Genomic DNA, 23,354 nt, shown 5'->3' on the forward strand with positions numbered 1-23,354 from the left:
GCCAAGGATTCACAATGTCGATTCTGATCAATAAAGACACCAAGGTCATTACCCAGGGCATCACGGGCAAGACCGGCCAGTTCCACACGCGCATGTGCCGCGACTACGCGAACGGCAAGGCTGCCTTCGTCGCGGGCGTGAACCCCAAGAAGGCCGGCGAGGACTTCGAGGGCATTCCCATCTACGCCTCGGTGAAGGATGCCAAGGCCAACACCGGCGCCACCGTGTCGGTGATCTACGTGCCGCCCGCCGGCGCCGCCGTCGCCATCTGGGAAGCCGTCGAGGCCGAGCTGGACCTGGCGATCTGCATCACCGAAGGCATCCCGGTCCGCGACATGCTGGAAGTGCGCAACCGCATGAAGGCCATCAACAGCAAGACGCTGCTGCTGGGCCCGAACTGCCCCGGCCTGATCACGCCCGATGAAATCAAGATCGGCATCATGCCCGGCCACATCCACCGCAAGGGCCGCATCGGCATCGTCAGCCGCTCGGGCACCCTGACGTACGAAGCCGTGGCGCAGGTCACCGAACTGGGCCTGGGCCAATCCAGCGCCGTCGGCATCGGTGGCGACCCCATCAACGGCCTGAAGCACGTCGACGTCCTGAAGCTGTTCAATGACGATCCCGACACAGACGCCGTCATCATGATCGGCGAGATCGGCGGTCCGGACGAAGTGAACGCCGCCCAGTGGGCCAAGGACAACATGAAGAAGCCGGTGGTCGGCTTCATCGCCGGCGTCACGGCGCCTCCTGGAAAGCGCATGGGCCACGCGGGCGCCCTGATCTCCGGCGGCGCCGACACGGCCGACGCCAAGCTGGAAGTCATGGAAGCATGCGGCATCCGCACCACGCGCAACCCGTCCGAAATGGGCAAGCTGCTGAAGTCGGTGCTGTAATCCACCGCGCCGCCGGCCTGGTCCGGCACCGAGATCGGCCCGCTTCGGCGGGCCGTTTTCATGGGCGCGCGGGCAATGTTGCGCATCCGCCCCGCAGCGCTTTCAATCTGACAGGTCCTTGAAACTATAATCATGGACTGACCTCGCGTTTTCCGCTTATAGAACCGTCGCTCGCGCATGCCTCAAGACGGTCCCGGCTCGCGGGTCTGCGCACACCGGCCGTCGCGGGCCGCGTGCGCTCATCCACGCGACACGGGGATCCTATAAACCTGGGAAAAGAGAGGCATGGAACTGAGTTCTGCAGCATTCTGGATCGCATTGCTCCAGATCATTTGGGTCAACATTCTGCTGTCCGGCGACAACGCCGTGGTGATCGCGCTGGCCGCGCGCTCGTTGCCCCCCGAGCAACAGAAGCGGGCCATCGTCATCGGGTCGGCCGCGGCCATCGTGATGCGTATCGTGCTGACGCTGGTGGCGGCCAAGCTGCTGATGCTGCCGTACCTCAAGCTGATCGGCGCGGTGCTGCTGGTGTACATCGGCGTGACGCTGCTGCTGCCCGAAGGCGAAGACGACGGCGGCGACAAGAAGCACGGCACCCTGATGGCCGCCATCCGTACCATCATGATCGCCGACCTGGTCATGAGCCTGGACAACGTGGTGGCCGTGGCCGCCGCGGCCATGGGCGACACCACGCTGCTGGTCGTGGGCCTGGCCATCAGCATCCCGCTGGTGATCTTCGGCAGCACGCTGCTGCTGAAGGTGATCGAGCGCTTCCCGCTGATCGTCTGGATCGGCGCGGCGCTGCTGGGCTTCATCGCCGGCGAACTGCTGGTGGGCGACCCGGCCCTGCAAGAGCCCGTGGCGCGCATCGACGCGGCGCTGGGCGTGACGCACCATGCCTTCGGCATGATGGTGGGCGTGGCAGGCGCGCTGCTGGTCCTGGCATTGGGAAAAATTTTTCTCGCCCGCCAAAAAGCTGACTGATAGCTGAACTACAATAGCCGGCTTCGCCCCTCGAAGCCCCCGAATTACGCGGGGGTCTCGGGGGTCGAAGCCGGCTTTTCTTTTGTGCTTTCAGATCGTGCCAGGCAAGAAGCGGTCCTTTCGGGGGGCAGCGGGGGCGGTGGCGCGGCAAAGCTTTTGTATCAACAGTCTGTAGACGACGTTTTTCGGGGGATTCCAAGTGCTCGAGTTTTTCCAGACCCTCAGCTGGGCAGCCGTATTCCAGATCATCATGATCGACATCCTGCTGGGTGGCGACAACGCCGTGGTCATCGCCATGGCCTGCCGCAACCTGGCGCCCAAGCAACGCCTGCAAGGCATCCTCTGGGGTACCGCCGGCGCCATCATCCTGCGCGTCATCCTGATCGCCTTCGCGCTCACGCTGCTGACCATCCCCTTCCTGAAGGTGGTGGGCGCGCTGCTGCTGCTGTGGATCGGCGTGAAGCTGCTGATGCCCGAGGACGAGGACCATGAGATCAAGGGCGGGGCTTCGATCTGGGGCGCGGTCAAGACCATCATCGTGGCCGACTTCGTCATGAGCCTGGACAACGTCATCGCCATCGCCGGCGCGGCGCAGAACGCCCACGCCGACCACCAGCTCGGCCTGGTGATCTTCGGCCTGGTCATCAGCGTGCCCATCATCATCTGGGGCAGCACGCTGGTCCTGAAGCTGATCGACCGCTTCCCGCTGGTGGTCACTTTCGGCGCGGCGCTGCTGGGCTGGATCGCGGGCGGCATGCTGGTCACCGACATCTTCATCGAGCAGCGATTCGGCGTTCAGCCGGCCGCGGTTAAAATCGGTGTCGAAATTGCTGGCGCGCTGCTTGTCGTTATCCTGGGACGGTGGCTGGCCAGCCGCAAAACCGCTTCCAAGGAATCCTCGCATGGCGCTGCATAAGACGGCCAACTCCCAGCAATCCGAATCGGGCCTGAGCCTGCTGCAAGGCCTGTTCGTCCTCGCCGTCCTCGGCGTGGTGGCCACGGTGATCCTGTCCCGATTCGTCTGACCATCGTGGCGGATCCGCAACGCCTGGTCATTGCCACACGCGCCAGCAGGCTGGCGCTGTGGCAGGCCGAACACGTACGCAGCCGCCTGCAGGCGATCTACCCCGCCTGTACGGTCGAGCTGCTCACCCTGACCACCCGCGGCGACCAGATTCTGGACCGCACGCTGTCCAAGGTCGGCGGCAAGGGCCTGTTCGTCAAGGAACTCGAAACCGCGCTGCTGGACGGCCGTGCCGACCTGGCCGTGCACTCGCTGAAGGACGTGCCGGTCGACCTGCAGGCGCCGTTCGAGCTGTGCACGGTGCTCGACCGCGCCGACCCGCGCGACGCCTTCGTTTCCAATGTCTACGCCTCGCTGGCCGAGCTGCCCGACGGCGCGGTGGTGGGCACGTCCAGCCTGCGCCGCGAGTCGCAACTGCGTGCCCGCTTTCCGCACCTGCGGGTGCAGCCGTTGCGCGGCAATCTCGACACGCGCCTGGGCAAGCTGGACCGCGGCGAGTACGCGGCCATCATCCTGGCCGCCGCCGGACTGCAACGCCTGGACCTGGGCGGCCGCATCCGCTCGCTCATCGACACCGAGGACAGCCTGCCCGCCGCCGGGCAGGGGGCGCTGGGGATCGAGATCCGTGCGGATCGCGCCGACCTGCGCGCCTGGCTGGCGCCATTGGCCCATCCCGACACCGAGGCCTGCGCCGCCGCCGAGCGCGCCGTCTCGCGCGTGCTGGGCGGCTCGTGCCAGGTGCCGCTGGCCGCGTTCGCGCGGGTGCAGGGCGAGCAACTGTCGCTGCGGGCGCTGGTGGCCTCGCCCGACGGCACCCGCATCGTGCGGGCCGAGGGGCAGGGCGCCGTCGCGCGGGCGGCCGACATCGGCGCCGACGTGGCGCGCCAGCTGCTGGACGACGGGGCGCAGGACATCCTGGCGGTCCTGCTGCGGGACGACGCTTCGTCCTGAGCGCCGACGGCAGCGCCATGTCGCCGATCGCCATCCTGACCCGGCCCGCCGGACGCAACGAGGCCCTGGCCCAGCGGCTGTCCGCCGCCGGCTGGCATTCCCTGTGCCTGCCTGCCTTGGCCATCGAACCCTTGCCGGCCGACGGCCCGCCGCCCCTGCCGCACGACTACGATCTGGTGGTGTTCGTCAGCGGCAACGCCGCGCGGCTGTATCTCGACCGCGTGGCGCCGCATCTGCCACAGGGGTGGCCCGCCGGTTGCGTGGCGGCCACGGTGGGTCCGGGCAGCGCACGGGTGCTGGCCGACTCGGGCCTGCTGGGCGCCGCTGCCGTCATCCTGCATCCGCCCGCCCACGCCCCGGCGCACGATTCCGAGGCGCTCTGGCAATTGCTGTCCGCGCGTCCCTTGCCGCGTCGCGCGCTGCTGGTGCGCGGCACGCAGGGACGCGACTGGCTGTCCGATCAGCTGGCCGCGGCCGGCGTGGCCGTCACGCGCCACGCGGTGTATCGGCGCCTGCCTGCCGCGTGGCCCGCCGATGCCGTGCAGGCGCTGCGCGCCTGGGCCGGGCAGGGCGTGCCGGCCACCTGGCTGCTGACCAGCGGCGAGGGCATCGCAGCCACGGCCGATGCGGTACGCGCCGCGGGGCTGCTGCAATGGTGGCGGGGATGCCGCTTCGTGCTCACGCATCCGCGGCTGGCCGGTGCGCTGCGCGTCGCGCTGGCCGTGCCGCAGGGAATGGCCACGCCCGGAATGACGTCGTTCGGCGTAGTCCCGGACAACACGGCATCGGCCCCTGCTGGGTCGGCGGACACCGCTTCGGCGGCCTCTGCGTCGCTCGCCGCAGCGCCGGCTGCCGCAGCGCCGGCTGCCGCGGCATCGGCTGCCAAGGCATCGCCCGCTTCTGCATCGCCCGCCGCTGCGTCGGCCGTGGCAGCTCCAGTTGCCGCGGTAACGCCTGGCAATGACGTCCTTGCCGACATGGTGGTACAAATCTGTATGCCTGCCGATGAGGCGATCTTCGAGGCCTTTGTTGCCGCTTGAGTCGTCGTCCAAGCCTCCAACGAATACAATCGCGTCATGACAGACAACACCTCCGATATCCGCCCGGCCGTGCCGTCGGGCGCTTCCGGCGGCGCCACGCCCGCAGCTCCCGCGTCCAGCGTGCCGCCGTCGCGGCCCGAGTCGCCCCCAATGCCCCCCCCGCCGCCCAAACCGCCCAAGCCGCCCCGTGCGCGCTCCGTCAGCAGCACGCTGATCACCGCGCTGGTCATCGTGGTCCTGCTGGCCGCGGGCCTGGGCGCCGCGCTGTGGGCGCAGCGCCGCCAGTCCCTGCAGGCGGGCCAGGAAGTGGCCGCCCGGCTGGACCAGTTGAGCCGTGAACTGTCGCAGGCGCGCCAGGAAGGCCGCCAGGCGCTGGCCCTGGCCCAGGCGCAGACCAACCAGGTCGCCGACCTGGAAGGCCGCATCCGCGACGTGCAGACCCAGAACTCGGCCTTGCAGCAGGCCTGGCAGACCTTCAGCAGCGGCGCCAGCGACGAGATCCTGGTCAACGACGTCGAGCGCATGGTCACGCTGGCCAGCCAGCAGTTGCGTCTGGCGGGCAACGTCAACAACGCCATCGTGGCGCTGGAGACCGCGCAGTCGCGCCTGGCGCAGGCCGACCGGCCACGCCTGGCGGGCCTGCAGCAAAGCATCAACGGCGACCTGGACCGCCTGCGCACCGTCACCACGGTCGACCTGCCCGCGCAGTCGGCCCGCATCGAGCGCCTGATCGCCATCGTTTCGCGCGCGCCCATGCTGGTCCCCGACGACGCCGCGCCCAACCCGCAGCCCAACGATGCCAATGCCGAGACGCCCGCATCCCAGCAGGCGCCCGCCGCGGCGGCGCCGGTGGCCGAGCTGCCCGCCGACGCGCCCTGGTGGCAGCGCTGGCGCGCCGAGGTCGAATCCTGGCCGTCGCGCGCCGGACAGGCCGTGGCCCACGAGCTGGGCGACCTGATACGCGTGCAGCGCGTGGACGAGCCCGCCGCGCTGCTGCTGTCGCCCGAGCAGGCCGCCACGGTACGTTCGACGCTGCGCCAGCGCCTGATGACGGTGCAGCTGGCCATGCTGATGCGCCAGCAGCCCATCTGGAAGACCGAGCTGGACAACGTGCAGGACACGCTGGCGCGCTACTTCGACACGCGTTCGCCGGAGACCGCGGCCGCCCGCGCGCTGGCGCGCGACCTGTCGCAGGTCGAGATCGCCGTGAAGGTGCCGGACGTGTCCGACAGCCTGAGCACCCTTGCGGCGCTGCGCGCCGCCGGCAACAAGGCAGACGGGCAGGACTGACGCATGCGTACCTGGCTCTGGACTCTGTTGCTGGCCGTCGTGGCCGTGGCGCTGGCGGTCATGCTGCGCCAGCATTCTGGCAATGTGCTGCTGCTGATCTGGCCGTGGCGCATCGAGATCTCCCTCACCCTGGCGGTGCTGCTGCTGCTGGCGGCCTTCGTGGTGCTGTACGTGGTGCTGCGGCTGCTGTCGTGGCTGCTGGCCATCCCCGAGCGCGTGCGCGCCTGGCGCGGCCGCCGTGCCCAGGCGCGCGACCACGAGCTGCTCGAGCGCGGCTGGATCGGCATGCTGGAAGGCCGTTTCGCGCATGCCGAGAAAGACCTCACCCGCCTGTTCGAACAAAGCAAGGTGCGCAGCCGCCGCGTGCTGGCGGCGCTGGCCGCGGCCCGTTCGGCGCACGGCCTGGGCGAGTTCGCGCGCCGCGATCGCATGATCGACGCGGCCCGCGAGCAGGCGGGAGATGACGCCGGCCTGCAGGAAGCCACCGCCACGGTCGCGGCCGACATGCTGCTGGACCAGGGCAGGCCGCAGCAGGCACTGGAAACCCTGGCGCCGCTGCAGGACGGCGGCGCCCGCCACCTGCACACCTCCAGGCTGCTGCTGCGCGCCGAGACGGCGCTGGAGCACCATGAGCGCGTCTTCACGCTGGCCCGCGGCCTGCTGCGCCGCAATGCGCTGGACAAGGCCGAGGGCGCACAGCTGATCGACCACGCGGGCGCCGCGCGCCTGCGCGCCGGCATGGCCGGCGACGGCTGGCGAGCCATCTGGAAAGACCTCAAGCCCGAAGAACGCCTGCTGCCCAACATCGCGCTGGCCGGCGCAGCCGCCTTCGAGGCCAACGGCGAGGGCGCGGAAGCCGCGCGCATCCTCGAGTCCGCCATCGGCGACCGCTTCAATCCCGTGCTGGTGTCGGCCTACGCCCGTTGCGAGGCCGAGCAGGTGCCACGCCGCCTGGCCAAGGCCGAGACCTGGCTGGCGCAGCGTCCCACCGACACCGACCTGCTGACCGCGCTGGGCGTGCTGTGCCTGAACGGCCAGCTGTGGGGCCAGGCCGAACGCTATCTGCAGCGCAGCCTGGCGCGCCGCAACGACGCGCAAAGTCATGCCCTGCTGGGCAGCCTTTACGACCGCCTTGACCGTCCCGCCGATGCCGCGCGGCACTGGCGCCTGGCCACGGCCGCGCGCCAGGCCCTGCCGGTGCTGGCCACCGACGGGGCGCTGCCGCCCGCCGACATGGGCGCGGATCCGCACCACCTGGACAGCGAGGGCGAGTACGACGCGCTGCTGCCCGCCAGCGCTGCCACGCCGGTCTCGGCCGAGCCGCTGCCCGATCGCGCCCCGGTCGCCGACTACGTACTCGATCCGGATGCCCGCGAACTCAACGAGCGTCCCGGCCCCGTCGAGGTTCCGGCGCCCGTGCCGTCGCGGTCGGCCATCGACATCGAAGACTACTTCGACAGCGCGCCGATTCCGCCGTCGGCCTTCGAGGCGCCGGTGTCGCGCTATACGCCCGCGGCCGAGCCCGAGCCTGTCCGGGCGGGGCAGCCCGCGGCGTCCCGGCACGCGCCGCAACCGGCCGCGCCGGTCCAGGCCGCACCCAGGGCCGCTGCGTCCACGCAGCCTGCGTCCGTGCAGCCCGCGTCCACGCAGCCTGCGTCCATGCCGCCCGCCTCCGCCCAGGCCGCGTCGACGCCGCCCGTACCGGTCGCGACTGCGCCGTCGGCCGCGCCCGCGCAGCCGGCGTCCGGGCAGGCCGCCTCCACGCCCGGTGCGCCGACTCAGGCCGAGCCCGTGCCGGCCCCCGCGCCGCACATCCCCGATTCCCCTTCAGACAACAAAGGTTGAACCATGAGCCTTGATCGCGTCGGTCCCGGCAAGAAGCTGCCGGAAGACTTCAACGTCATCATCGAAATCCCCATGAACGCCGATCCCGTCAAGTACGAGGTCGACAAGGACACGGGCGCGATCTTCGTCGATCGTTTCATGCTGACCGCCATGCACTATCCGTGCAACTATGGCTACATCCCCCAGACGCTGTCGGAAGACGGCGACCCCGCCGACGTGCTGGTCGTCACGCCGTTCCCGATCCAGATCGGCGCCGTGGTGCGCTGCCGCGCCATCGGGGTGCTGGAAATGGACGACGAGTCGGGCGGCGACGCCAAGCTGCTGGCCGTGCCGGTCGAGAAGCTGTACCCGCCTTACCGCAACATCAAGTCCTATGAGGACCTGCCGGCCGAAGACATCGGCCGCATCCAGCACTTCTTCGAGCACTACAAAGACCTCGAGAAGGGCAAGTGGGTGAAGGTCAAGGGCTGGAAGGGCGTGGACGCCGCTCACGAGGAAATCACGCGCAGCGCCGAGCGCTACAACAAGGGCTGATCTCCCTTTGGGCTGGCATCTGTTCAGCCCCATGACAGCGGGCGGCCTGCATGGGCCGCCCGTTGTGCTTTGCGGCACGTCGGGTGCTTTGCTTGACGTGTCAACTAGCGTATAAAGTCGCGTTGCTTTCACGATCCGGCCGCGCCAGGCGGCCCTACGCACACAGAGGTTTTGCAGATGGATTTCGTCATTTCCCCGATCCCGCCCGTCTCGCTGCCCGTCGCCGGCAGCAGCGCCCGCTTCCCGGTACGCCGCGTCTATTGCGTGGGCCGCAACTATGCCGAGCACGCCAAGGAAATGGGCTTCACCGGCCGTGAAGATCCGTTCTTCTTCTGCAAGCACCCCGACAGCCTGGTCAGCGTGGCCGACGGCGAAACGGGCACCATGCCCTATCCGTCCAAGACCTCGAACCTGCACTACGAAATGGAGCTGGTGGTGGTGCTGGACAAGGGCGGCCGCGATCTGTCCGTCGAAGCCGCCGCCGAATGCGTGTGGGGCTACGCGCTGGGCCTGGACATGACGCGCCGCGACCTGCAGGGCGAGGCCAAGAAGCAGGGCCGTCCGTGGGAAGTGGGCAAGGCCTTCGACTTCGCCGCGCCCATCGGCCCGGTGCATCCGCGCAGCAAGACCGGCACGCTGGACAAGGGCGCGATCTGGCTGGACGTGAACGGCCAGCGCAAGCAGGTCAGCGACATCTCGCAGATGATCTGGAACATCGCCGAGAGCATCGCCTACCTGTCGGGCCTGTTCGAACTGCAGCCGGGCGACGTCATCTTCACCGGCACGCCGGAAGGCGTGGGCGCCGTGGTGCAGGGCGACGTCATGACTGGCGGCGTCGACGGCCTGGGCGAGCTGCGCGTGCGCGTGGCCTGAACCACGGGCAGGCATCGTCATGCGCCATAAATTCATGCTGAGCGCCCTGGTGGTGCTGGGCCTGGTGCTGCAAGGCTGCAACACCGTGTCCGGCATGGGCAAGGACATTTCGCGCGCGGGCAACGCGATCAGCAACGCGGCGGACCGCTAAGCGTCTGCCGTGCGTACGGAATGCCGTCCTTCGGGACGGCATTTTGTTTTTGGGACTGGGCATCCAGGGCGGCGGGCGCGGGGGGCGATCGGCCTTGCTGCATGCCGCGGACATGGCTTTTGCCGCGAGCGCGCGCGCCGACGGGCCGTCGAGCGTCGCTCCTACTTGCTGCGCCTGACCAGCCCCACGATGGTCTCGTACAGCTCGTCGCAGGCCTGTGCCTCGGTGATGTCGCCGCAGGCCGCCGCTTCGGACAGCATGTCGGCCGCGCCCAGCATCGCCCACATGCCCGGCAGCGCGATGCCGGCTGGGCCCGCGTACGGTGCCAGAATACGGCGGCATTTCTCGATGAACACTTCCTGGTAGCGCTTCTTCACTGCCGCCAGTTCCGGCGAGCCGTTCAGCGCGGCCAGCACGTCCGAGATCTCGCGGCCCTGTGTCAGCACGCATGCCACGTAGCTGGCGGCGATGACGCGTGCCTTGTCCTTCAGCGTGGCGCGCGCGGTGGCGATGGCGTCGTCCATGATGGCCGAGTGCCGCACGTCGTAATCCTCGTACATGGCCGCCAGCAGGCCCTCGCGCGTGCCGAAGTGGTCGTAGACCAGGGGCTTGGCCACGCCGGCGGCCACGGCCAGCCGGCCCAGCGTCAGAGCGTCCGTGCCTTCCCCGGCCAGTTGCCACGCGGCCTCCAGCAACTGGCGTTGCCGGTCGGCGCGCGACAGGCGCCGGCGTGGAGATACGGAAGAAGTCGGTTCAGGCATGGGGAAGCATCGAGGGGCGTCGCGTCAGGCCCGGGCGTCGAACACGCGCCGGCCGATCGCGTGCGCCGTGTCCAGGTGTCCGGGAGGAATCCGCCCGTCCACGGGCAGCAGCAGTTCCGAGGCCACGACCGGCGCACCGCAGTAGCCGAAGATGCCGTGATCGATCTGCAGCTTCATGGCACCCTGGTAGCCGTGACGGTCATAGGTTCGCATGTCCGCGCCGCCGATGGCAACCAGGTGGACGCGCAGCCGCTCCAGCTTCTTCACCAGTTTGCCGTCGTTGTTGTCTTCATAGGCCCAGCCGTTGGTGAAGACGCGGTCGATCCAGCCCTTCAACTGGCCGGGAAAGGACCACCAATAGACGGGATAGACCAGTACCAGGGCATCGGCCCGGTCCAGCCGCGCCTGCTCGGCGATGACGTCGGCGGGCGAGGGACCCTTGCCCTGGAACTGCGCGGTGTCGGCGGCGTTGAAGCGGGGATCGAAGCCCTCCGCGGCCAGGTCGGCGATCTCGCTGGTATGCCGTCCCGACGAAGCGACGCCTTGCGCCACCTGGGCGGCGACGGCGTGGGTGAGCGAGGTCGTGTCGGGATGCGAAGCGACGATGAGTGCGTGCATGGCATGGCTCCTGATATGTGTACCTACCAATAGTAACTTACTACTGGTAGGTTGTCAGGCGTGCCGGTATGCCAATCGTCCGCGACAGCCGGCCTTGTGCAGAGGCCGGCTGCCGCGTGGAGCGTCAGCCGGCGTCGATGTCGCCCATCGCCGGGTCCGTCACGGAGTGCTGGCCGTTCTCCAGGTGGCCGGCGAAACGGCGCAGTAGCGCGGGCGCGGCGTCGCAGCTCACGGTGAAGTCGTACCACTGGCCCGAATCGGCCAGCGGCCAGCGCAGTTCGCCGACCTGGCCGGGCTCGACCACTGCCGTCCACGGCCCGTCCTTGCGATAGGCGTTGGCCGTGGCGGTGAAGGTCATGCGCTTGGCGCCCGGGTTGTGCAGCTTCACCTGCACCTCGGGCGGATCGCACAGCGCATAGCAGACCTGCACCTCGGGATTGCCCGCCGCGAGCTGCTCGGCCAAGCTGCCCGCGAACTCGCGGTGATAACCGTTGGGCCCCAGCACCCACAGGCGATAGCGGCCTTCGTCTTCCGCCAGGTTCCACACGCCATTCAGCTGCTTGCCCGCTTCCACCACGTAGCGCCGCGGAATGCGGTCCAGGTGCAGCTTGTCGTAGACGTGGAAGACCGCGCCCGCGTCGCCGCGGCTGTCGTTGGCGAACACCAGCGTCACCCGGTCCTGCCCGGCGCGCAGGGTGGTGTGCAGCTCGTAGGGCAGGGCGCGTGAAGGCCGCGTGCCGGTGGCCTGTGCGGGCAGCGCCGAGGCTGTCGTGGCGGCAGGCACGGGAATGGCCGCGGAAGCCGTCTGCGACAGCGCCAGGTTGTCCACCGTGGCCTTGTCCGTGCGGCCCGCCAGCGTGGGCAGGCGCTCGCCGTTGGGGTTCTCGAAGTTGAAGGCCGTGGTCAGGTCGCCGCACACCGCGCGGCGGTACTGGCTGATCTGCGGCTCCTTCACGCCGAAGCGCTTTTCCAGGAACAGCAGCGTCGAGGTGTGATCGAACACCTGCGAGTTGATCCAGCCGCCGCGGCTCCATGGCGAGACCACCCACAGCGGTACGCGCGGACCAGGCCCGAAGGGCTTGCCGTCCTGGTCGGGCTGCTTGTCGGTGGCGGGCGTGTAGTTGAAATACTCGAAGGCCATGTCGGCGTCCGACAGCGTGCTGGCGCCGGCCAGCGTGCCGTCGTCGTTGCGCGACGGGGCCGAGGGCGGCGCCAGGTGGTCGAAGAAGCCGTCGTTCTCGTCGTAGTTGATCAGCAGTACCGTCTTGCTCCAGACCTCCGGGTTGGCGGTCAGCACGTCCAGCACCTGCTGCACGTACCAGCCGCCCTGCGCCGGGCTCGACGGCCCGGGATGCTCGCTGTAGACCGAGGGCGGAATGATCCACGACACCGAGGGCAGCTTGCCGGCCTGCACGTCGTCGCGCAGCGACTGCAGGAAGCCGTCGGGCATGGTGTTGCCGAAGCCCTTGGCCAGCGGGCTCAGCGGGTCGTCGATGGCCGCGTCGTAGAACGGCGGCAGGGGCGTGGCGAGATTGACGGGCGCGTACACCGGACGGCGCTCCGCGGGCATCGCCTCGATCTCGGCGCGCCAGTGGCGAAAGCTCATCATCTCGTTGCAACCGAAGTTGTCCGACAGGCTCTGGTAGACCTTCCAGCTGACGCCGGCGTCCTGCAGGCGATCGGCGTACGTGGTCCAGGTCCAGCCCTCGGTGGAAGGCCCCACGTCGTTGCCGCCGTTGAATTCATTGACCAGCGCGGCCACGGTGACCGCGCTGCCGTCGGCCGGGTTGACGCCGCCTGGGCCACAGGTGCCGCTCCAGTAGTACAGGCGGTTCGGGATGGTGCCGGTGTGCATGGAGCAGTGGTAGGCGTCGCACAGCGTGAAGGCATCGGCCAGCGCGTGCTGGAACTCGACCTCGTGGGTCTCGTAGTAGCCCATCGACAGCGGCTTCTTGGCCACCGGCCACCTGTTCATGCGGCCGTGGTCCCACGCGGCCTGCGCATCGGGCCAGGTGTGCGGCGTGCTGCCGGCGCGCTGCGCGTTGCCACGGGTCTCGTCCAGGTGATAGGGGATCAGCGTCTTGCCGTTCTGGTCCGTCTGGTAGAAGGCGTTCCTGCCGTTGGGCATGGGCACGGCGAAGCGGTCGCCGTAGCCGCGCGCGCCCTTGAACGTGCCGAAATAGCTGTCGAACGAGCGGTTCTCCAGCATCAGCAGCACGACGTGTTCGACGTCGTTGATGGTGCCGGTGACGTTGTTGGCTTCGATGGCCAGCGCGCGCCGGATGGCGGGCGGGAACATGGACAGCGCGGTGGCCGAGGCGGCGCCGCCCAGCGAGGTGCGCAGGAATTTCCGTTTCGATGAATTGAAGCTCATACCGTGTGTTTTATCGCGAGGATGATCGGAAGGGGCGCGTGCGCGGCTCAGGGAGCCGGGGCGCAGTGCGAACTGGTGCAGGTGGCGGGCGGCGTGCCGCCGCCATCGCCGCCGTCGCTCGGGGGCGGGGAGCCGTCGTGGCCGTCGTCGCCGCCACAGGCGGACAGCATCAGCGCGAGGGACAGCGCGGCGCCGGCCAGCAGCGGACGGCCCAGTGCGCAGCGGCGCATTGCGGGTCTGTCGATCTTCGTTCGAGTATTCATGGGTGTCACAGCGGATTCAACCTTTGTAGGGCCGAGCGCTTCCGTGGCGCGGGCGCCATGGCGGTCGGCACTGGGAGCGGCGGGTGCTTGTACCTGGGGTCTGCTGCCCGATGCACGTGGCGCCGCGATGCGTGGGTGTGAAGCTGCCATTGCCCGGCGCGTGATGCGTGCCGGGGCGGACGGCACGGGCATTCTGCGACAGCGGTCATGTCATTCCCATGACGATTCGAAGCCTGTTTCAGGTCGAAGCTTCGCGTCATATTTTTTGCCGCGAAGCCTTGCCTGTAGAGGTTTGCGCGGTGTCAAGGGGGTGTGAGCGTGTCCGTCGCCCTCGGCATCTGCGAATAGTCCGGCCTTCCGGCGAAATCCATACTGCCTCCCATGTTCAACACCGCCCCGGGGGGCATATGCAGGTTCTCAAGCAACGCCAACGGCATCGCCAGCGTCAACGCGGCCAGGGAATGACCGAGTACATCATCGTGGTCGCGCTCATCGCGGTGGCGGCTATCGCGGTCTATCAGCTGTTCGGGCAGGTGGTGCGTTCGCAGACCGCCGCCATGGCGCGCGAGCTCTCCGGACAGGACGGCACCGCGCAGTCGAAAGAGGCGCGCTCGGCGGCCACCTCGGCGGGCGACCAGACCAAGTCGAAGTCGCTGCAGTCCTTCACCGGCAACGCGCAGGCCGCCAAATGACGGTCGCGATGCGTGCCCGAGCCCGTGCGTGCGCGCCGGGGCAGGCGCTGGTGCCCGCCGTGGCCCTGCTGGGGCTGTGCGCGGTGGCATGGGTCGGCCTGTACAACGTGGGCCAGACGGCCTCGGCGCGCACGCGGCTGACCCATGCCGCCGACGCGGCTGCCTACAGTGCCGCGCTGGCGCAGGCACGCACGCTGAACATGCTGGCCTACGTCAATCGCGCGCAGATCGCGCACCAGGTCGCCATGGCGCATCTGGTCACGCTGGCCTCTTGGGCGCAGTTCTCGGGCACGCAGGCGCAGCGTCGCGCCATGGGAAATCCGCCGGCCTATCTCATCGGCTCGCTGTTCGGCGCGAAGGCCCTGCAGGGTTATGCGGCGGCGCAGGCCACGTCCGGCATGGCGGCGCAGTTCGCGCGCAGCCATGCCGAGCACGACGCCCTGGTGCACGACACGCTGGCCCAGGTGGCGCGCCGCCAGGTCGACCAGTTGCCCGCGCAGCGCGGCGCCATGCTGCGTGCGGTGCTGCGCGCCAACTACCCCGAGCTGGACGCATCGTCCAGCGCGCCGCAATGGCGCCTGCTCGACGACGGCCTGCCCGGCTTCGTGCGCGCGGAGCATGCGGGCGAGTCCTCGAGCCTGGCGCGCATGGTGCGCACGGCCGCGGCGCGCTACGACTTCCTGCGCCCGCGCGACATCACCCGGCGCAACGCCTGGATGGTGTATCGCAGCTGCCCCGAACGGCGTCACGAGTTGCGCCGACGCGGCGACACGCAGATGGACGCGCGCGGCCGCTGGTCGGCCAACGATACCCTGTCGTATCACGCGCTGCGTGAGAACCACTGGATCGGTTGCCATTATCGCGAGTACGCCATGGGCTGGGGCCTGGCCGGGCGCGACGACGGCACGCCCGTCGTGCGTGCGCCCGAGGACTTCTCGCAGGAGGACTTCTGGCGCTGGGTCGACCAGAACACGTCGTGGGACATCATCATGGGCGTCACCAATCCGCTGGCTTCCGCGTACGGCGCGGCGGCGCGCGTGCCGGTCTCGGGCCGCGGCCTGGCCGATTATCACGAGGTGTCGCAGGCGCGGGCCGATACGCCGTTGCGCCTGGCCGTGGCGGTGCGCCAGCAGGGTGAGTCCTTGCCGACGACCGAAGGCAACGGACATGTCGCCGTGGCGGGACGCTTTGGCTGGCATGCGCTGGCGGGTGGTGGGCTGACGGTCACCTCCGCTGCCGAGACATTCTTCTCCCGGCCGCAACCGCGCGTTGACGGCAGGGACGAACTGGCTACGCTGTTCCGGCCTTACTGGCAGGCGCGTCGTGTCGCGGTCACCGATGCCGAGGCGGCCGCGGCAAGGCGGTTGCCATGAGCCATGTTTGCTTGAGTATCGGCAGGCGGCAGGGTCTGCGGGCGGGGCCGCGAGTGGGTCGCTGCCGGCATGTCGGCTTGGATGTGAACCGGCAGCCCGGTTTGCATGCGGGCTTGCGAGTGGACCGCCAGCGCGGGCAGGGCGTGGTCGAAGCGCTGCTGGCCGCCGCGGCGTTGGCGGCATGCGTGCATGCGATTGCGTGGACGGCGCGCGTGCAGTTCCACGCGCTCGAGGTGTCGCAGGCAGGGCGCCTGGCCGCCTTCTCCGCCGCGCGTGCGCGCCAGGCCGCAGAGGGCGATGGGGCAACGCAGATCCGGCTGTATCAGCCGGCTGCCGATACCGCGTCGGGGCTGTCGGCGGATGCTGTGCGCGGGCAGCTGGCGTCGCAATGGCAGCACCTCGACGGCACCCTGCTGGCGGCGCGGGCGCAGCGCGAGGTCGCGCCATCCGGCGGCTGGGACAGCGCCTGGCGCGTGGCCGAGCCGCTGGTCCTGCACCGGCATACCGCCCTGGCCGAACAGGCGGGACACGCCTCGTCCGACACCCAGGCGCAGCAGCGCCTGACCGAAAGCACGGCCGGCTGGGGACATGCGGCGGATACGTCGCTCGGCTTGTCCCGCACGCTGCGCAAGCGCGCGGGCAACGTCGACGCGGCCTGGGGCGGCCGCAAGCCGGGGGATGACTGGGTGTCCGATTGGGCGGACCTGGCGCCCGCCGACCGCATCACCAAACGCAAGTAGGAGTCCGCCATGGATATTCCCATTCGTCTTCGGCGCATGGCTTGCGGCGTGCTCGCGGCGTCAATGCCGTGGATGGGCGGGTACGCGCCCGCGACGCTATTCGCCGGCCAACCCGGTGAACGTCCCGCGGGGCATGATGGCCGGCTCGTCGAGTCCCCGATCCCGCCGGGCCGCCAGCCTGTCGAAGCCCTGGCGGCGCGTGCCGGCCAGCCCGTTGAACCGCCGGCCTGGTCCTTGCCGCGGGGCGCGGTGCAGACCGTCATCGCGCAGCAGGCTGCGTTGTATGGCGCGCCCGCCGACATCGTGTACTACGAGGCGCCGCTCGGCGTCTCCGGCATGCTGGCGCATTTCCAGCAACACCATCCCGAACTGCGCGACTTGACGGTGTTGCAAGGCATGGCGGTGCTGTCCGACCGGCAGGGGCCGTGCCTGCGCACCGCCACGGTCACCGGCGTGGGCAGCGCGCGCAGTGCCGGTACGCTGTCCCGGGTCTGCTGGCCCGAGGCCGCCGCGCAGGCTGGCCAGGCGCCGCGGTGGCTGCCGGCGGGCGCAAGACTGGCATTCGATTTCGCGACGCGCGAACCCGCCGGGCGGCACGTGCAGCAGGTCTGGCGCCATCCCGACGCGCCCGGCGTGGTGCGCGCCGCGTTGCGGCGCAATTTGCTGCAGTCGGGCTGGATCGCCGCGCCCGAGGATGCGCCGGGCCCCCGGCAATGGGTACGCGCAGCGCAGGCGCTGGACGTCGACGTCGTCGCAGCCGGCACCGGCAGCGCCATCGTCATCGGCCTGCAGGCCTACGAGACGGCGTCCGCCGCGGCGCAGGGGCTGGAGTCCTTGCCATGAACCTGTCGCGAGTGATGCAGCTGGCGCGTGCGTCCGGCGGCTATCTGTTCGCCACGGTGGCGGGCCTGATCGCGGCGTGGGCCGTGCGCGAGCACATCCAGCAGCGCACGCTGGAACTCGAAGAGCAGGGGCGGGTGCCGATGGTGTCCCGCGTGGTGGCGGCCACCGACATGCCCGCCGGCATGGCGATCGCCGCCGGACAACTGGCGGTGCGGGACATCCCCGCGGCCTGGGCACCTTCCGATTCGGTGCCGCCCGAGGCGCTCGACCTGGTGGACGGCGGCACGCTGGCGGCGGCGCTGAAGGCCGGCGAACCCGTGCTGCAGCACCAGGTGCTGCGGCAGGCCCCGGCGCAGCCTGTGGCGCGGCAGTTGGGCGCGGGCAGGCGGGCGCTGAGCCTGCCGTTGAGCGAGATACGCGACCTGCCGCAACCCGTGCGGCCCAACGACCGCATCGACCTGTACGTGTCGTTCCCGCACGGCGGTCGCCAATTGACGATGCCGCTGCTGCAGGCCGCCAAGGTCCTGGCAATGGAGGGCGGCGCCGACGGCGCGCCGTCCAGCATCACGCTGGAAGCGTCGGTCGGCGATGCCATGAAGGTGGTGGCGGCGCGGCAGGACGGCGTGCTGACGGCGACGCTGCGGCCGGTCCAGGACAGCGGCGGACAAGCAGACGGGCGCGCGCAGGACCTGCCCGGCATGCTGGGTCTGCGGCCGCCGGCCGTGCCGCGCTTGCGTGGCGTCAGCATCATCTATGGCGACCGCGTGGATGGCGGGGCCACGTCCGCGCCGCTGGCCGCCGAGCCGGCAGGAGAGTTGCCATGAGGCGGATCGACGGCGCGTGCCCGCGCCGCGGCCCGGTCGCCAGGGCGATGCGCCTCGGTATCGGCGTGTGGTCGCGTGTGTTGCTTGCCGTGGCGTGGGCGACGTGCATGACCGTGGCGCAGGGGCAGCCGGGTGGGCAGCGCAACGGGCAGCCGATCGGCGAGCCGCATGGGCGGTCGATCGTGGCGCCAGACGGGCAAGCACTCGGGGAGCCGACCGGGCAGCTCGAAGGTGCGCCGGATTGGCAACAGGACGGACCCGCACGGCAGCCGCCCGCGGGTCGGTCCCACGGTCAGCCGTCGGGCCGGGCGCGCACGGCGACGCATCGCGCCGCTGCCGTGCCGACGCTTGCCGTGGCGCGGACCGAAGCCACTGTCGCGTCCACCGACATCGAACTCGAGGTCGGCGAGGGCCGCGTGCTGCCTGCGCCGGGCGCGCACCGCGTCGCGGTGGGCAATGGCCAGGTGGTCAGCGCCATGGCCCTGGACGCCCACGAGGTCGTGCTGTTCGCTCGGCAAGAGGGCACGTCCACGGTCCACATCTGGGCCGGGCAGTCGGCGCCCGCGGCGTATACCGTGCGCGTCTACGCCGCGGGCCTGCGCCGCATGCGCGGCGAGGTCGACAAGCTGCTCGAGGGCATTCCCGCCGCGCACAGCACGCAGATCGGCGGCAACATCGTCATCGAGGGCAACGACCTGTCCGACGACGATCGCGCGCGCATCGCCGCGCTGGCCCAGCGCTATCCGGGCGTCCTCGATTTCACCGGGCAGGTCGGATGGGACCGCATGGTGCTGCTGGACGTGCAGGTGGTCGAACTGCCGCGCTCGCGCCTGCTGGAGTTTGGCGTGCGCTGGGATCCCGCCAGCCAGGGCGGCCTGCAGGCCGGATTGGCCTGGGACGGCGGCTCGGCGGCCGGGGCGCTGACCGAGCGTCCCGGGCAGCCGCCGCTGGCCATGCCGCTGCCCACCGGCCGGGCCGCCGGCTATTTCGGCGTCAATGCCCTGCTGGCCGCCAGCCTAAGCGCGCTGGCGCAGCGCGGCGAAGCCGTGATGCTGGCGCAACCGCAACTGCTGGCGCGCAGCGGCAGCACCGCGTCGTTCCTGGCGGGCGGCGAGGTGCCGTATGCCACCACCGACAGCAACGGCGGCAGCAACACGCAGTTCAAGCCCTATGGCGTGTCGCTGCAGATCACGCCGCGCATCGACCGCAACGGAACGATACGGTCGCGCATCGAGGTCGAGGCCAGTTCCATCGACGCCTCGATGAGCCTGCCGTCGGGGCCGGCCCTGCGCACCCGCCGCGCCGTGACCGAGTTCAACGTGCGCTCCGGCCAGACGCTGGTGCTGGGCGGCTTCCTGTCGCGCGAGCGCTCCGTCGAGCGTTCGGGCCTGCCGCTGCTGGCCGATATTCCCTTGCTGGGCACGCTGTTCTCGACCCGCCGCGCCCAGGTGCGCGATACCGAGCTGGCCATCTTCGTCACGCCCAGCGTCGTGTCGCACGACTACGCCGGTTTCGACCAGGCCGCGGGCAAGGCGCAGGAAACCTTGCGGCAGGCGTTTCCCGAGCCCCCGCAGATCGGCCCGCTGCCGCCCGCCACGCCGGGCCGCGGCTGGGTCGGTCCCGATGGCGCCGGCTCGCAATGGCAGGCGACCGATACCTCCATCTCTTCCGGAATCCAATGACCATGCTCGAACTCGAACTGACTTTCGAAGACGGCGCGCAGCGCCTGCACACGGGCATGCCGCCCCTGACCATCGGCCGCTCCGCGCAATGCGAGGTGCGCATTTCCAACTGGCGCGTGGGCAAGCAGCACGCCAGATTGGCTCTGCGCGGCGACAGCATCGTGCTGGAAGACCTGGGCACCTTGGCCGGCACGCTGGTCAACGGGCTGCGCGTGGCGACCCATGCCCCGGTGCTGCCCGAGGACCGCGTGGTGATCGGGCCGTGCCAGATCCGCGTGCGGCGCGCCCTGCCGCCGCAGCAGGCGGCCGTATCCGTCGAACCGCCGCCCGCGGCTCCCGCGCCGCGCGCGCCGCCCCTCGACCCGCCGGCGCCGCGGGACCCGGTACAGGATGCGATGGTGCTGCTGCCGTACCACCGGCGCCTGCACGCCGCCTTGCTGCAGGCGCTGGACCTGCGCCGGCGCGACGTCGCCGGCATGAGCGACCAGGCACTGCGGGCCGAGGCCGAGAAGCTGCTGGACGAGCTGGTGGGGCAGGACACGGACCTGCCGCCGCACATCGACCGGGCCAGGCTGTGCCGCGCCGTGCTGGACGAGGCCGTGGGGCTGGGGCCGCTGGAGTCGCTGCTGGCCGACGCCGGCATCACCGAGATCATGGTCAACCGCCACGACGAGGTCTATGTCGAGCGCAGCGGCAGGCTGTCGCGGCACGATGCGGTGTTCAGCAGCGAGCAGTCGGTGCGCTGGGTGATCGAACGCATCGTCGCGCCGCTGGGCCGGCGCATCGACGAAAGCTCGCCCATGGTGGATGCACGGCTGCCGGACGGCTCGCGCGTCAACGCCGTGATCCCGCCCATCGCCATCCGCGGACCCAGCCTCACCATCCGGAAGTTTCCCGTACGCCGCCCCCACATGCCGGACCTCGTGCGCTATGGCTCGCTGGATCAGGCCATGGCGGGCCTGCTGACCCTGTGCGTGCGGCGCCGCAAGAGCATCGTGGTCTCGGGCGGCACGGGGTCGGGCAAAACCACGCTGTTGAACATTCTTTCCAACGCCATTCCCGAGGGCGAGCGCATCGTCACCATCGAGGATGCGGCGGAGCTGCGGCTGCACCATGCGCACCTTGTCTCTCTGGAGGCCCGTCCGCCCAACCTGGAGGGCAGGGGCCGTGTCGACATCCGCGACCTGGTGCGCAATGCGCTGCGCATGCGTCCCGACCGCATCGTGGTGGGCGAGTGCCGCGGCGCCGAGGCCTTCGACATGCTGACGGCGATGAACACCGGCCACGAGGGCTCGTTGACGACCCTGCATGCCAATTCGCCGCGCGATGCGCTGGGGCGGCTGGAAGCCATGACGCTGATGGCCGGGCTGGACCTGCCGCTGGCCGTGGTGCGCGAGCACATTGCTTCCAGCGTCGACATCCTGGTGCAGCAGGCGCGGCTGCCCGATGGCCGGCGCATGGTGACCGCCATCGTGGAGATCACCGGGATGGAAAGCGGGCGGATCCAACTGCAGGAACTGTTTCGCTACGACCCGGCACGCGGCTTCGTCGACAGCGGACTGCGTCCCACCTTCATGGACGGCATGCAGGGGGATGGCGCGGTGCATACCGGCGCGGTGCACCCCGGCGTGGCGTCGGCTGGCGCGGATTTGTCCGCGCACTACGCGGCCGCCATGCGCGACGCCATGCAGGACGCCATGCGCGAAGGCGCGCCATGATCTGGCTGGCCTTCGCCATGACGGGACTGGCGGTGGGCGTGCTGGCCTGGCGCGCCCAGGCCTGGGTCGGGCCCGCGTTGCAGCGCTACCGTCAGGTCTACACCCACGAGGCCGGCCTGAAGCTGGGCGAGATATTCCTGTTCATCGATCCCGCGCAGCTCTGGTTCGCCGCGCTGGTGTGCGGCGTGCTGATGGGCATGCTGGCCTGGGCGGCCACGCAAAGCCTGCTGGCGGCGGGCATCGCCGCGTTGCTGGCGGTGCGCGTGCCCACGCGCCTGGTGGAGGGCATGCGGCGCAACAGGCAACTGCGCTTCGAGAAGCAGTTGCCGGCCGCGCTGATGTCGCTGGCCGGCGGCCTGTCGGCGGGCGCCAGCCTGGCCGTGGCGCTCAAGCACATCGTCGAGCAGAGCGAGGCGCCGCTGTCGCAAGAGTTCGGACTGATGCTGCGCGAGCAGCGGCTGGGCGTGCCGTTCGCCGACGCGCTGGCGAACCTGCAGCAGCGGGTGCCTTCGGAGACCACCGTGCTGGTGGTGGCCGCGCTGCGGGTGGCCTCGCAGACCGGCGGCAACCTGGCCGAGGCGCTGGAGCGCATCGCCGAGACGCTGCGCGCGCGGTTGCAACTGCAGGGCAAGATCCGCGCGCTGACTGCGCAGGGACGCATGCAGGCCTGGATCGTCGGCGCGCTGCCCGTGCTGCTGGCGGTGGTGCTGGACCAGCTCGAGCCGGACACGATGGCACTGCTGTGGCATACCCCGCTGGGCTGGGGCGTGGTGGCGGTGGTGGCCGTGCTCGAGGGAGCGGGCGTGCTGCTGATCCGCCGCATCGTGGACATCGATATCTGAGGAGGCAACGATGCTGATCGCGTTGGCAATGGGCCTGGCGGCGCTGTGCGCCGGCTTGGCTGCCTACGGGCTGTGCGTGCCGCTGTGGCGCGGCGATCGCGCGCCGCGCACGGATCCGGACCTGCCCTGGTGGTGGCGCGGCGTCTGGCCCTGGACGTCGTGGCTGGCCCGTCTGGCCGGACCGCTGCTGTCCTGGCGCGCGCGCTCGCGCTGGGGGCGGCTGATGGGCCGCGCCGGCCTGCCGCGCCAGGTCGCCGAGGTCGACCTGGCCGCGCTGGCCTGGCTGGCGTCGCTGGGCGCGGCCGCCAGCGCGGCCGTCCTGGCATGGCGCCTGGACGCGGCCCCGGCCATGCCCGCCGCCGCGGCGGCCGTGCTGGCCGGTGTCTGGCCGCGCCTGTGGCTGCGCCGGCTGGCGGCACGGCGCCGGTTGCGCATCGACCGCGACATGCCCTTCGTGCTCGACCTGATGACGCTGTGCGTCGAGGCCGGCCTGGGCCTGCACGGCGCCTTGCAGCAGTCGGCGCAATGCGCGCCGGCCGGCCCGCTGCGCGAGATGCTGGACGGCGCGCTGGGCGACATGCGCGCGGGCATGGGGCGCACGGCCGCGCTCAAGGCGATGGCCGCGCGCAGCGGCAGCGCCGCGCTGCAGGCCTGGGTGGCGGCGCTGGCGCAGGCCGATTCGCTGGGCATGAGCCTGGGACCGCTGATGCGCGGCCAGGCGGCGCAATGCCGTTCGGATCGCTTCCAGCGCGCCGAGCGCCTGGCCATGGAGGCGCCGGTGAAGATGCTGCTGCCGCTGATCGGCTGCATCTTCCCGTGCACGTTCATCGTGCTGGGTTTTCCGATCCTGATGCAGTTGCTGCCGGCACTGGGGTGACGCGACATGGCCCATTTGCCGCATGACCGCCTGCGCCTCTTGTCCGTGACGCGCCCGTTGGGGCGCCTGGCCGGCCTGCTGCCGCGCAGGCGGCCGCCCGGCCCGCGCAGCGGCATCTGGCTGCACCCATGCCGGGCCGTGCATACCTGGGGAATGGCC

Annotated in this window: 23 protein-coding genes and 1 pseudogene; 20 read left to right on the forward strand and 4 right to left on the reverse strand. The window is 70.4% G+C overall.

Annotated features, from left to right (window positions below; genetic code table 11):
• Window positions 1-14: 14 nt before the first annotated feature.
• The 11 genes and pseudogenes from sucD (at window position 15) to FS845_RS08730 (ending at window position 9,588) form a co-directional block, all read left to right on the forward strand.
• Window positions 15-896, forward strand: a complete 882-nt coding sequence (gene sucD, locus FS845_RS08685) for a succinate--CoA ligase subunit alpha (protein ID WP_144633231.1) — start codon at window positions 15-17, stop codon at window positions 894-896.
• A gap of 285 nt (window positions 897-1,181) precedes the next feature.
• On the forward strand, window positions 1,182-1,880 hold the full coding sequence (locus tag FS845_RS08690) for a TerC family protein (protein WP_144633235.1): 699 nt from the start codon (window positions 1,182-1,184) through the stop codon (window positions 1,878-1,880).
• 199 nt (window positions 1,881-2,079) lie between these two features.
• Window positions 2,080-2,796 (forward strand): TerC family protein, encoded by a 717-nt coding sequence (locus FS845_RS08695; RefSeq protein WP_144633238.1) that lies wholly within the window; start codon window positions 2,080-2,082, stop codon window positions 2,794-2,796.
• Entirely contained in the window at window positions 2,783-2,905 is a 123-nt protein-coding gene (locus FS845_RS26795; RefSeq protein WP_260986220.1) for a hypothetical protein, read from the forward strand. Before FS845_RS08695 ends, FS845_RS26795 begins: the two co-directional genes overlap by 14 nt.
• A gap of 5 nt (window positions 2,906-2,910) precedes the next feature.
• Entirely contained in the window at window positions 2,911-3,855 is a 945-nt protein-coding gene (hemC, locus tag FS845_RS08700; protein ID WP_144633241.1) for a hydroxymethylbilane synthase, read from the forward strand.
• 17 nt (window positions 3,856-3,872) lie between these two features.
• Window positions 3,873-4,565 (forward strand): annotated as a pseudogene (locus tag FS845_RS08705) (uroporphyrinogen-III synthase); the annotation flags it as partial.
• A gap of 480 nt (window positions 4,566-5,045) precedes the next feature.
• Window positions 5,046-6,185, forward strand: a complete 1,140-nt coding sequence (locus FS845_RS08710) for a uroporphyrinogen-III C-methyltransferase (protein ID WP_260986241.1) — start codon at window positions 5,046-5,048, stop codon at window positions 6,183-6,185.
• Between the two features lie 3 nt (window positions 6,186-6,188).
• On the forward strand, window positions 6,189-8,030 hold the full coding sequence (locus FS845_RS08715; RefSeq protein ID WP_186332212.1) for a heme biosynthesis HemY N-terminal domain-containing protein: 1,842 nt from the start codon (window positions 6,189-6,191) through the stop codon (window positions 8,028-8,030).
• A gap of 3 nt (window positions 8,031-8,033) precedes the next feature.
• On the forward strand, window positions 8,034-8,564 hold the full coding sequence (ppa, locus tag FS845_RS08720; protein ID WP_144633247.1) for an inorganic diphosphatase: 531 nt from the start codon (window positions 8,034-8,036) through the stop codon (window positions 8,562-8,564).
• 177 nt (window positions 8,565-8,741) lie between these two features.
• Window positions 8,742-9,437, forward strand: a complete 696-nt coding sequence (locus FS845_RS08725) for a fumarylacetoacetate hydrolase family protein (protein WP_144633250.1) — start codon at window positions 8,742-8,744, stop codon at window positions 9,435-9,437.
• Between the two features lie 19 nt (window positions 9,438-9,456).
• Window positions 9,457-9,588: an entericidin A/B family lipoprotein gene (locus tag FS845_RS08730; protein ID WP_144633253.1), complete on the forward strand. Its 132-nt coding sequence runs from the start codon at window positions 9,457-9,459 to the stop codon at window positions 9,586-9,588.
• A 161-nt stretch (window positions 9,589-9,749) separates the two neighbouring features.
• Here the strand turns inward: FS845_RS08730 and FS845_RS08735 are convergent, their stop codons facing one another.
• The 4 genes from FS845_RS08735 to FS845_RS08750 form a co-directional block, all read right to left on the reverse strand.
• Complete coding sequence (locus tag FS845_RS08735) at window positions 9,750-10,349, reverse strand: TetR/AcrR family transcriptional regulator (protein ID WP_144633256.1); 600 nt, start codon at window positions 10,347-10,349, stop codon at window positions 9,750-9,752.
• Window positions 10,350-10,373: 24 nt separating this feature from the next.
• A complete protein-coding gene (locus FS845_RS08740; protein WP_144633259.1) occupies window positions 10,374-10,967 on the reverse strand; it encodes an NAD(P)H-dependent oxidoreductase in 594 nt (197 codons plus the stop codon).
• A gap of 124 nt (window positions 10,968-11,091) precedes the next feature.
• Window positions 11,092-13,341 (reverse strand): phosphocholine-specific phospholipase C, encoded by a 2,250-nt coding sequence (locus FS845_RS08745; RefSeq protein WP_144633262.1) that lies wholly within the window; start codon window positions 13,339-13,341, stop codon window positions 11,092-11,094.
• Window positions 13,342-13,388: 47 nt separating this feature from the next.
• Entirely contained in the window at window positions 13,389-13,604 is a 216-nt protein-coding gene (locus tag FS845_RS08750) for a hypothetical protein (protein WP_144633265.1), read from the reverse strand.
• A 407-nt stretch (window positions 13,605-14,011) separates the two neighbouring features.
• Between FS845_RS08750 and FS845_RS08755 the strand changes: the two genes are divergently transcribed.
• From FS845_RS08755 to FS845_RS08790, 9 genes are all read left to right on the forward strand, one after another.
• Window positions 14,012-14,296 (forward strand): hypothetical protein, encoded by a 285-nt coding sequence (locus tag FS845_RS08755; protein ID WP_144633267.1) that lies wholly within the window; start codon window positions 14,012-14,014, stop codon window positions 14,294-14,296.
• A gap of 8 nt (window positions 14,297-14,304) precedes the next feature.
• On the forward strand, window positions 14,305-15,669 hold the full coding sequence (locus FS845_RS08760) for a pilus assembly protein TadG-related protein (RefSeq protein WP_144633270.1): 1,365 nt from the start codon (window positions 14,305-14,307) through the stop codon (window positions 15,667-15,669).
• A 119-nt stretch (window positions 15,670-15,788) separates the two neighbouring features.
• Window positions 15,789-16,409, forward strand: coding sequence for a hypothetical protein (locus FS845_RS08765; RefSeq protein WP_186332213.1), 621 nt, complete (start codon window positions 15,789-15,791; stop codon window positions 16,407-16,409).
• 9 nt (window positions 16,410-16,418) lie between these two features.
• The gene (locus FS845_RS26465; protein ID WP_186332214.1) at window positions 16,419-17,252 is read left to right on the forward strand and encodes a hypothetical protein; all 834 of its coding nucleotides are present in this window, start codon (window positions 16,419-16,421) and stop codon (window positions 17,250-17,252) included.
• Complete coding sequence (gene cpaB / locus FS845_RS08770; RefSeq protein WP_186332215.1) at window positions 17,249-18,076, forward strand: Flp pilus assembly protein CpaB; 828 nt, start codon at window positions 17,249-17,251, stop codon at window positions 18,074-18,076. The genes FS845_RS26465 and cpaB overlap by 4 nt, the downstream gene beginning before the upstream one ends.
• 338 nt (window positions 18,077-18,414) lie before the next feature.
• The gene (locus FS845_RS08775; RefSeq protein WP_260986221.1) at window positions 18,415-19,758 is read left to right on the forward strand and encodes a type II and III secretion system protein family protein; all 1,344 of its coding nucleotides are present in this window, start codon (window positions 18,415-18,417) and stop codon (window positions 19,756-19,758) included.
• Window positions 19,755-21,476, forward strand: coding sequence for an ATPase, T2SS/T4P/T4SS family (locus FS845_RS08780; protein ID WP_144633279.1), 1,722 nt, complete (start codon window positions 19,755-19,757; stop codon window positions 21,474-21,476). Before FS845_RS08775 ends, FS845_RS08780 begins: the two co-directional genes overlap by 4 nt.
• Complete coding sequence (locus FS845_RS08785) at window positions 21,473-22,318, forward strand: type II secretion system F family protein (RefSeq protein WP_144633282.1); 846 nt, start codon at window positions 21,473-21,475, stop codon at window positions 22,316-22,318. Before FS845_RS08780 ends, FS845_RS08785 begins: the two co-directional genes overlap by 4 nt.
• Window positions 22,319-22,328: 10 nt before the next feature.
• On the forward strand, window positions 22,329-23,195 hold the full coding sequence (locus FS845_RS08790; RefSeq protein ID WP_144633286.1) for a type II secretion system F family protein: 867 nt from the start codon (window positions 22,329-22,331) through the stop codon (window positions 23,193-23,195).
• Window positions 23,196-23,354 lie beyond the last annotated feature (159 nt).

The sequence above is a fragment of the Bordetella genomosp. 13 genome, from assembly GCF_007679965.1.
In the GTDB taxonomy this organism is placed as follows: Bacteria; Pseudomonadota; Gammaproteobacteria; order Burkholderiales; family Burkholderiaceae_B; genus Bordetella.

What these genes read in the sequence shown, in the direction of transcription:
- FS845_RS08710 (WP_260986241.1), top strand. Translation starts at nt 5,046, where the DNA reads ATGCCCCCCCCGCCGCCCAAACCGCCCAAGCCGCCCCGTGCGCGCTCC.
- FS845_RS08755 (WP_144633267.1), top strand. Translation starts at nt 14,012, where the DNA reads ATGCAGGTTCTCAAGCAACGCCAACGGCATCGCCAGCGTCAACGCGGC.
- ppa (WP_144633247.1), top strand. Translation starts at nt 8,034, where the DNA reads ATGAGCCTTGATCGCGTCGGTCCCGGCAAGAAGCTGCCGGAAGACTTC.
- FS845_RS08715 (WP_186332212.1), top strand. Translation starts at nt 6,189, where the DNA reads ATGCGTACCTGGCTCTGGACTCTGTTGCTGGCCGTCGTGGCCGTGGCG.
- FS845_RS08725 (WP_144633250.1), top strand. Translation starts at nt 8,742, where the DNA reads ATGGATTTCGTCATTTCCCCGATCCCGCCCGTCTCGCTGCCCGTCGCC.
- FS845_RS08790 (WP_144633286.1), top strand. Translation starts at nt 22,329, where the DNA reads ATGCTGATCGCGTTGGCAATGGGCCTGGCGGCGCTGTGCGCCGGCTTG.
- FS845_RS08780 (WP_144633279.1), top strand. Translation starts at nt 19,755, where the DNA reads ATGACCATGCTCGAACTCGAACTGACTTTCGAAGACGGCGCGCAGCGC.
- FS845_RS08735 (WP_144633256.1), bottom strand. Translation starts at nt 10,349, where the DNA reads ATGCCTGAACCGACTTCTTCCGTATCTCCACGCCGGCGCCTGTCGCGC.
- FS845_RS08730 (WP_144633253.1), top strand. Translation starts at nt 9,457, where the DNA reads ATGCGCCATAAATTCATGCTGAGCGCCCTGGTGGTGCTGGGCCTGGTG.
- FS845_RS08760 (WP_144633270.1), top strand. Translation starts at nt 14,305, where the DNA reads ATGCGTGCCCGAGCCCGTGCGTGCGCGCCGGGGCAGGCGCTGGTGCCC.
- FS845_RS08750 (WP_144633265.1), bottom strand. Translation starts at nt 13,604, where the DNA reads ATGAATACTCGAACGAAGATCGACAGACCCGCAATGCGCCGCTGCGCA.
- sucD (WP_144633231.1), top strand. Translation starts at nt 15, where the DNA reads ATGTCGATTCTGATCAATAAAGACACCAAGGTCATTACCCAGGGCATC.
- FS845_RS26795 (WP_260986220.1), top strand. Translation starts at nt 2,783, where the DNA reads ATGGCGCTGCATAAGACGGCCAACTCCCAGCAATCCGAATCGGGCCTG.
- FS845_RS08745 (WP_144633262.1), bottom strand. Translation starts at nt 13,341, where the DNA reads ATGAGCTTCAATTCATCGAAACGGAAATTCCTGCGCACCTCGCTGGGC.
- cpaB (WP_186332215.1), top strand. Translation starts at nt 17,249, where the DNA reads ATGAACCTGTCGCGAGTGATGCAGCTGGCGCGTGCGTCCGGCGGCTAT.
- FS845_RS08740 (WP_144633259.1), bottom strand. Translation starts at nt 10,967, where the DNA reads ATGCACGCACTCATCGTCGCTTCGCATCCCGACACGACCTCGCTCACC.
- FS845_RS08785 (WP_144633282.1), top strand. Translation starts at nt 21,473, where the DNA reads ATGATCTGGCTGGCCTTCGCCATGACGGGACTGGCGGTGGGCGTGCTG.
- FS845_RS08690 (WP_144633235.1), top strand. Translation starts at nt 1,182, where the DNA reads ATGGAACTGAGTTCTGCAGCATTCTGGATCGCATTGCTCCAGATCATT.
- FS845_RS26465 (WP_186332214.1), top strand. Translation starts at nt 16,419, where the DNA reads ATGGATATTCCCATTCGTCTTCGGCGCATGGCTTGCGGCGTGCTCGCG.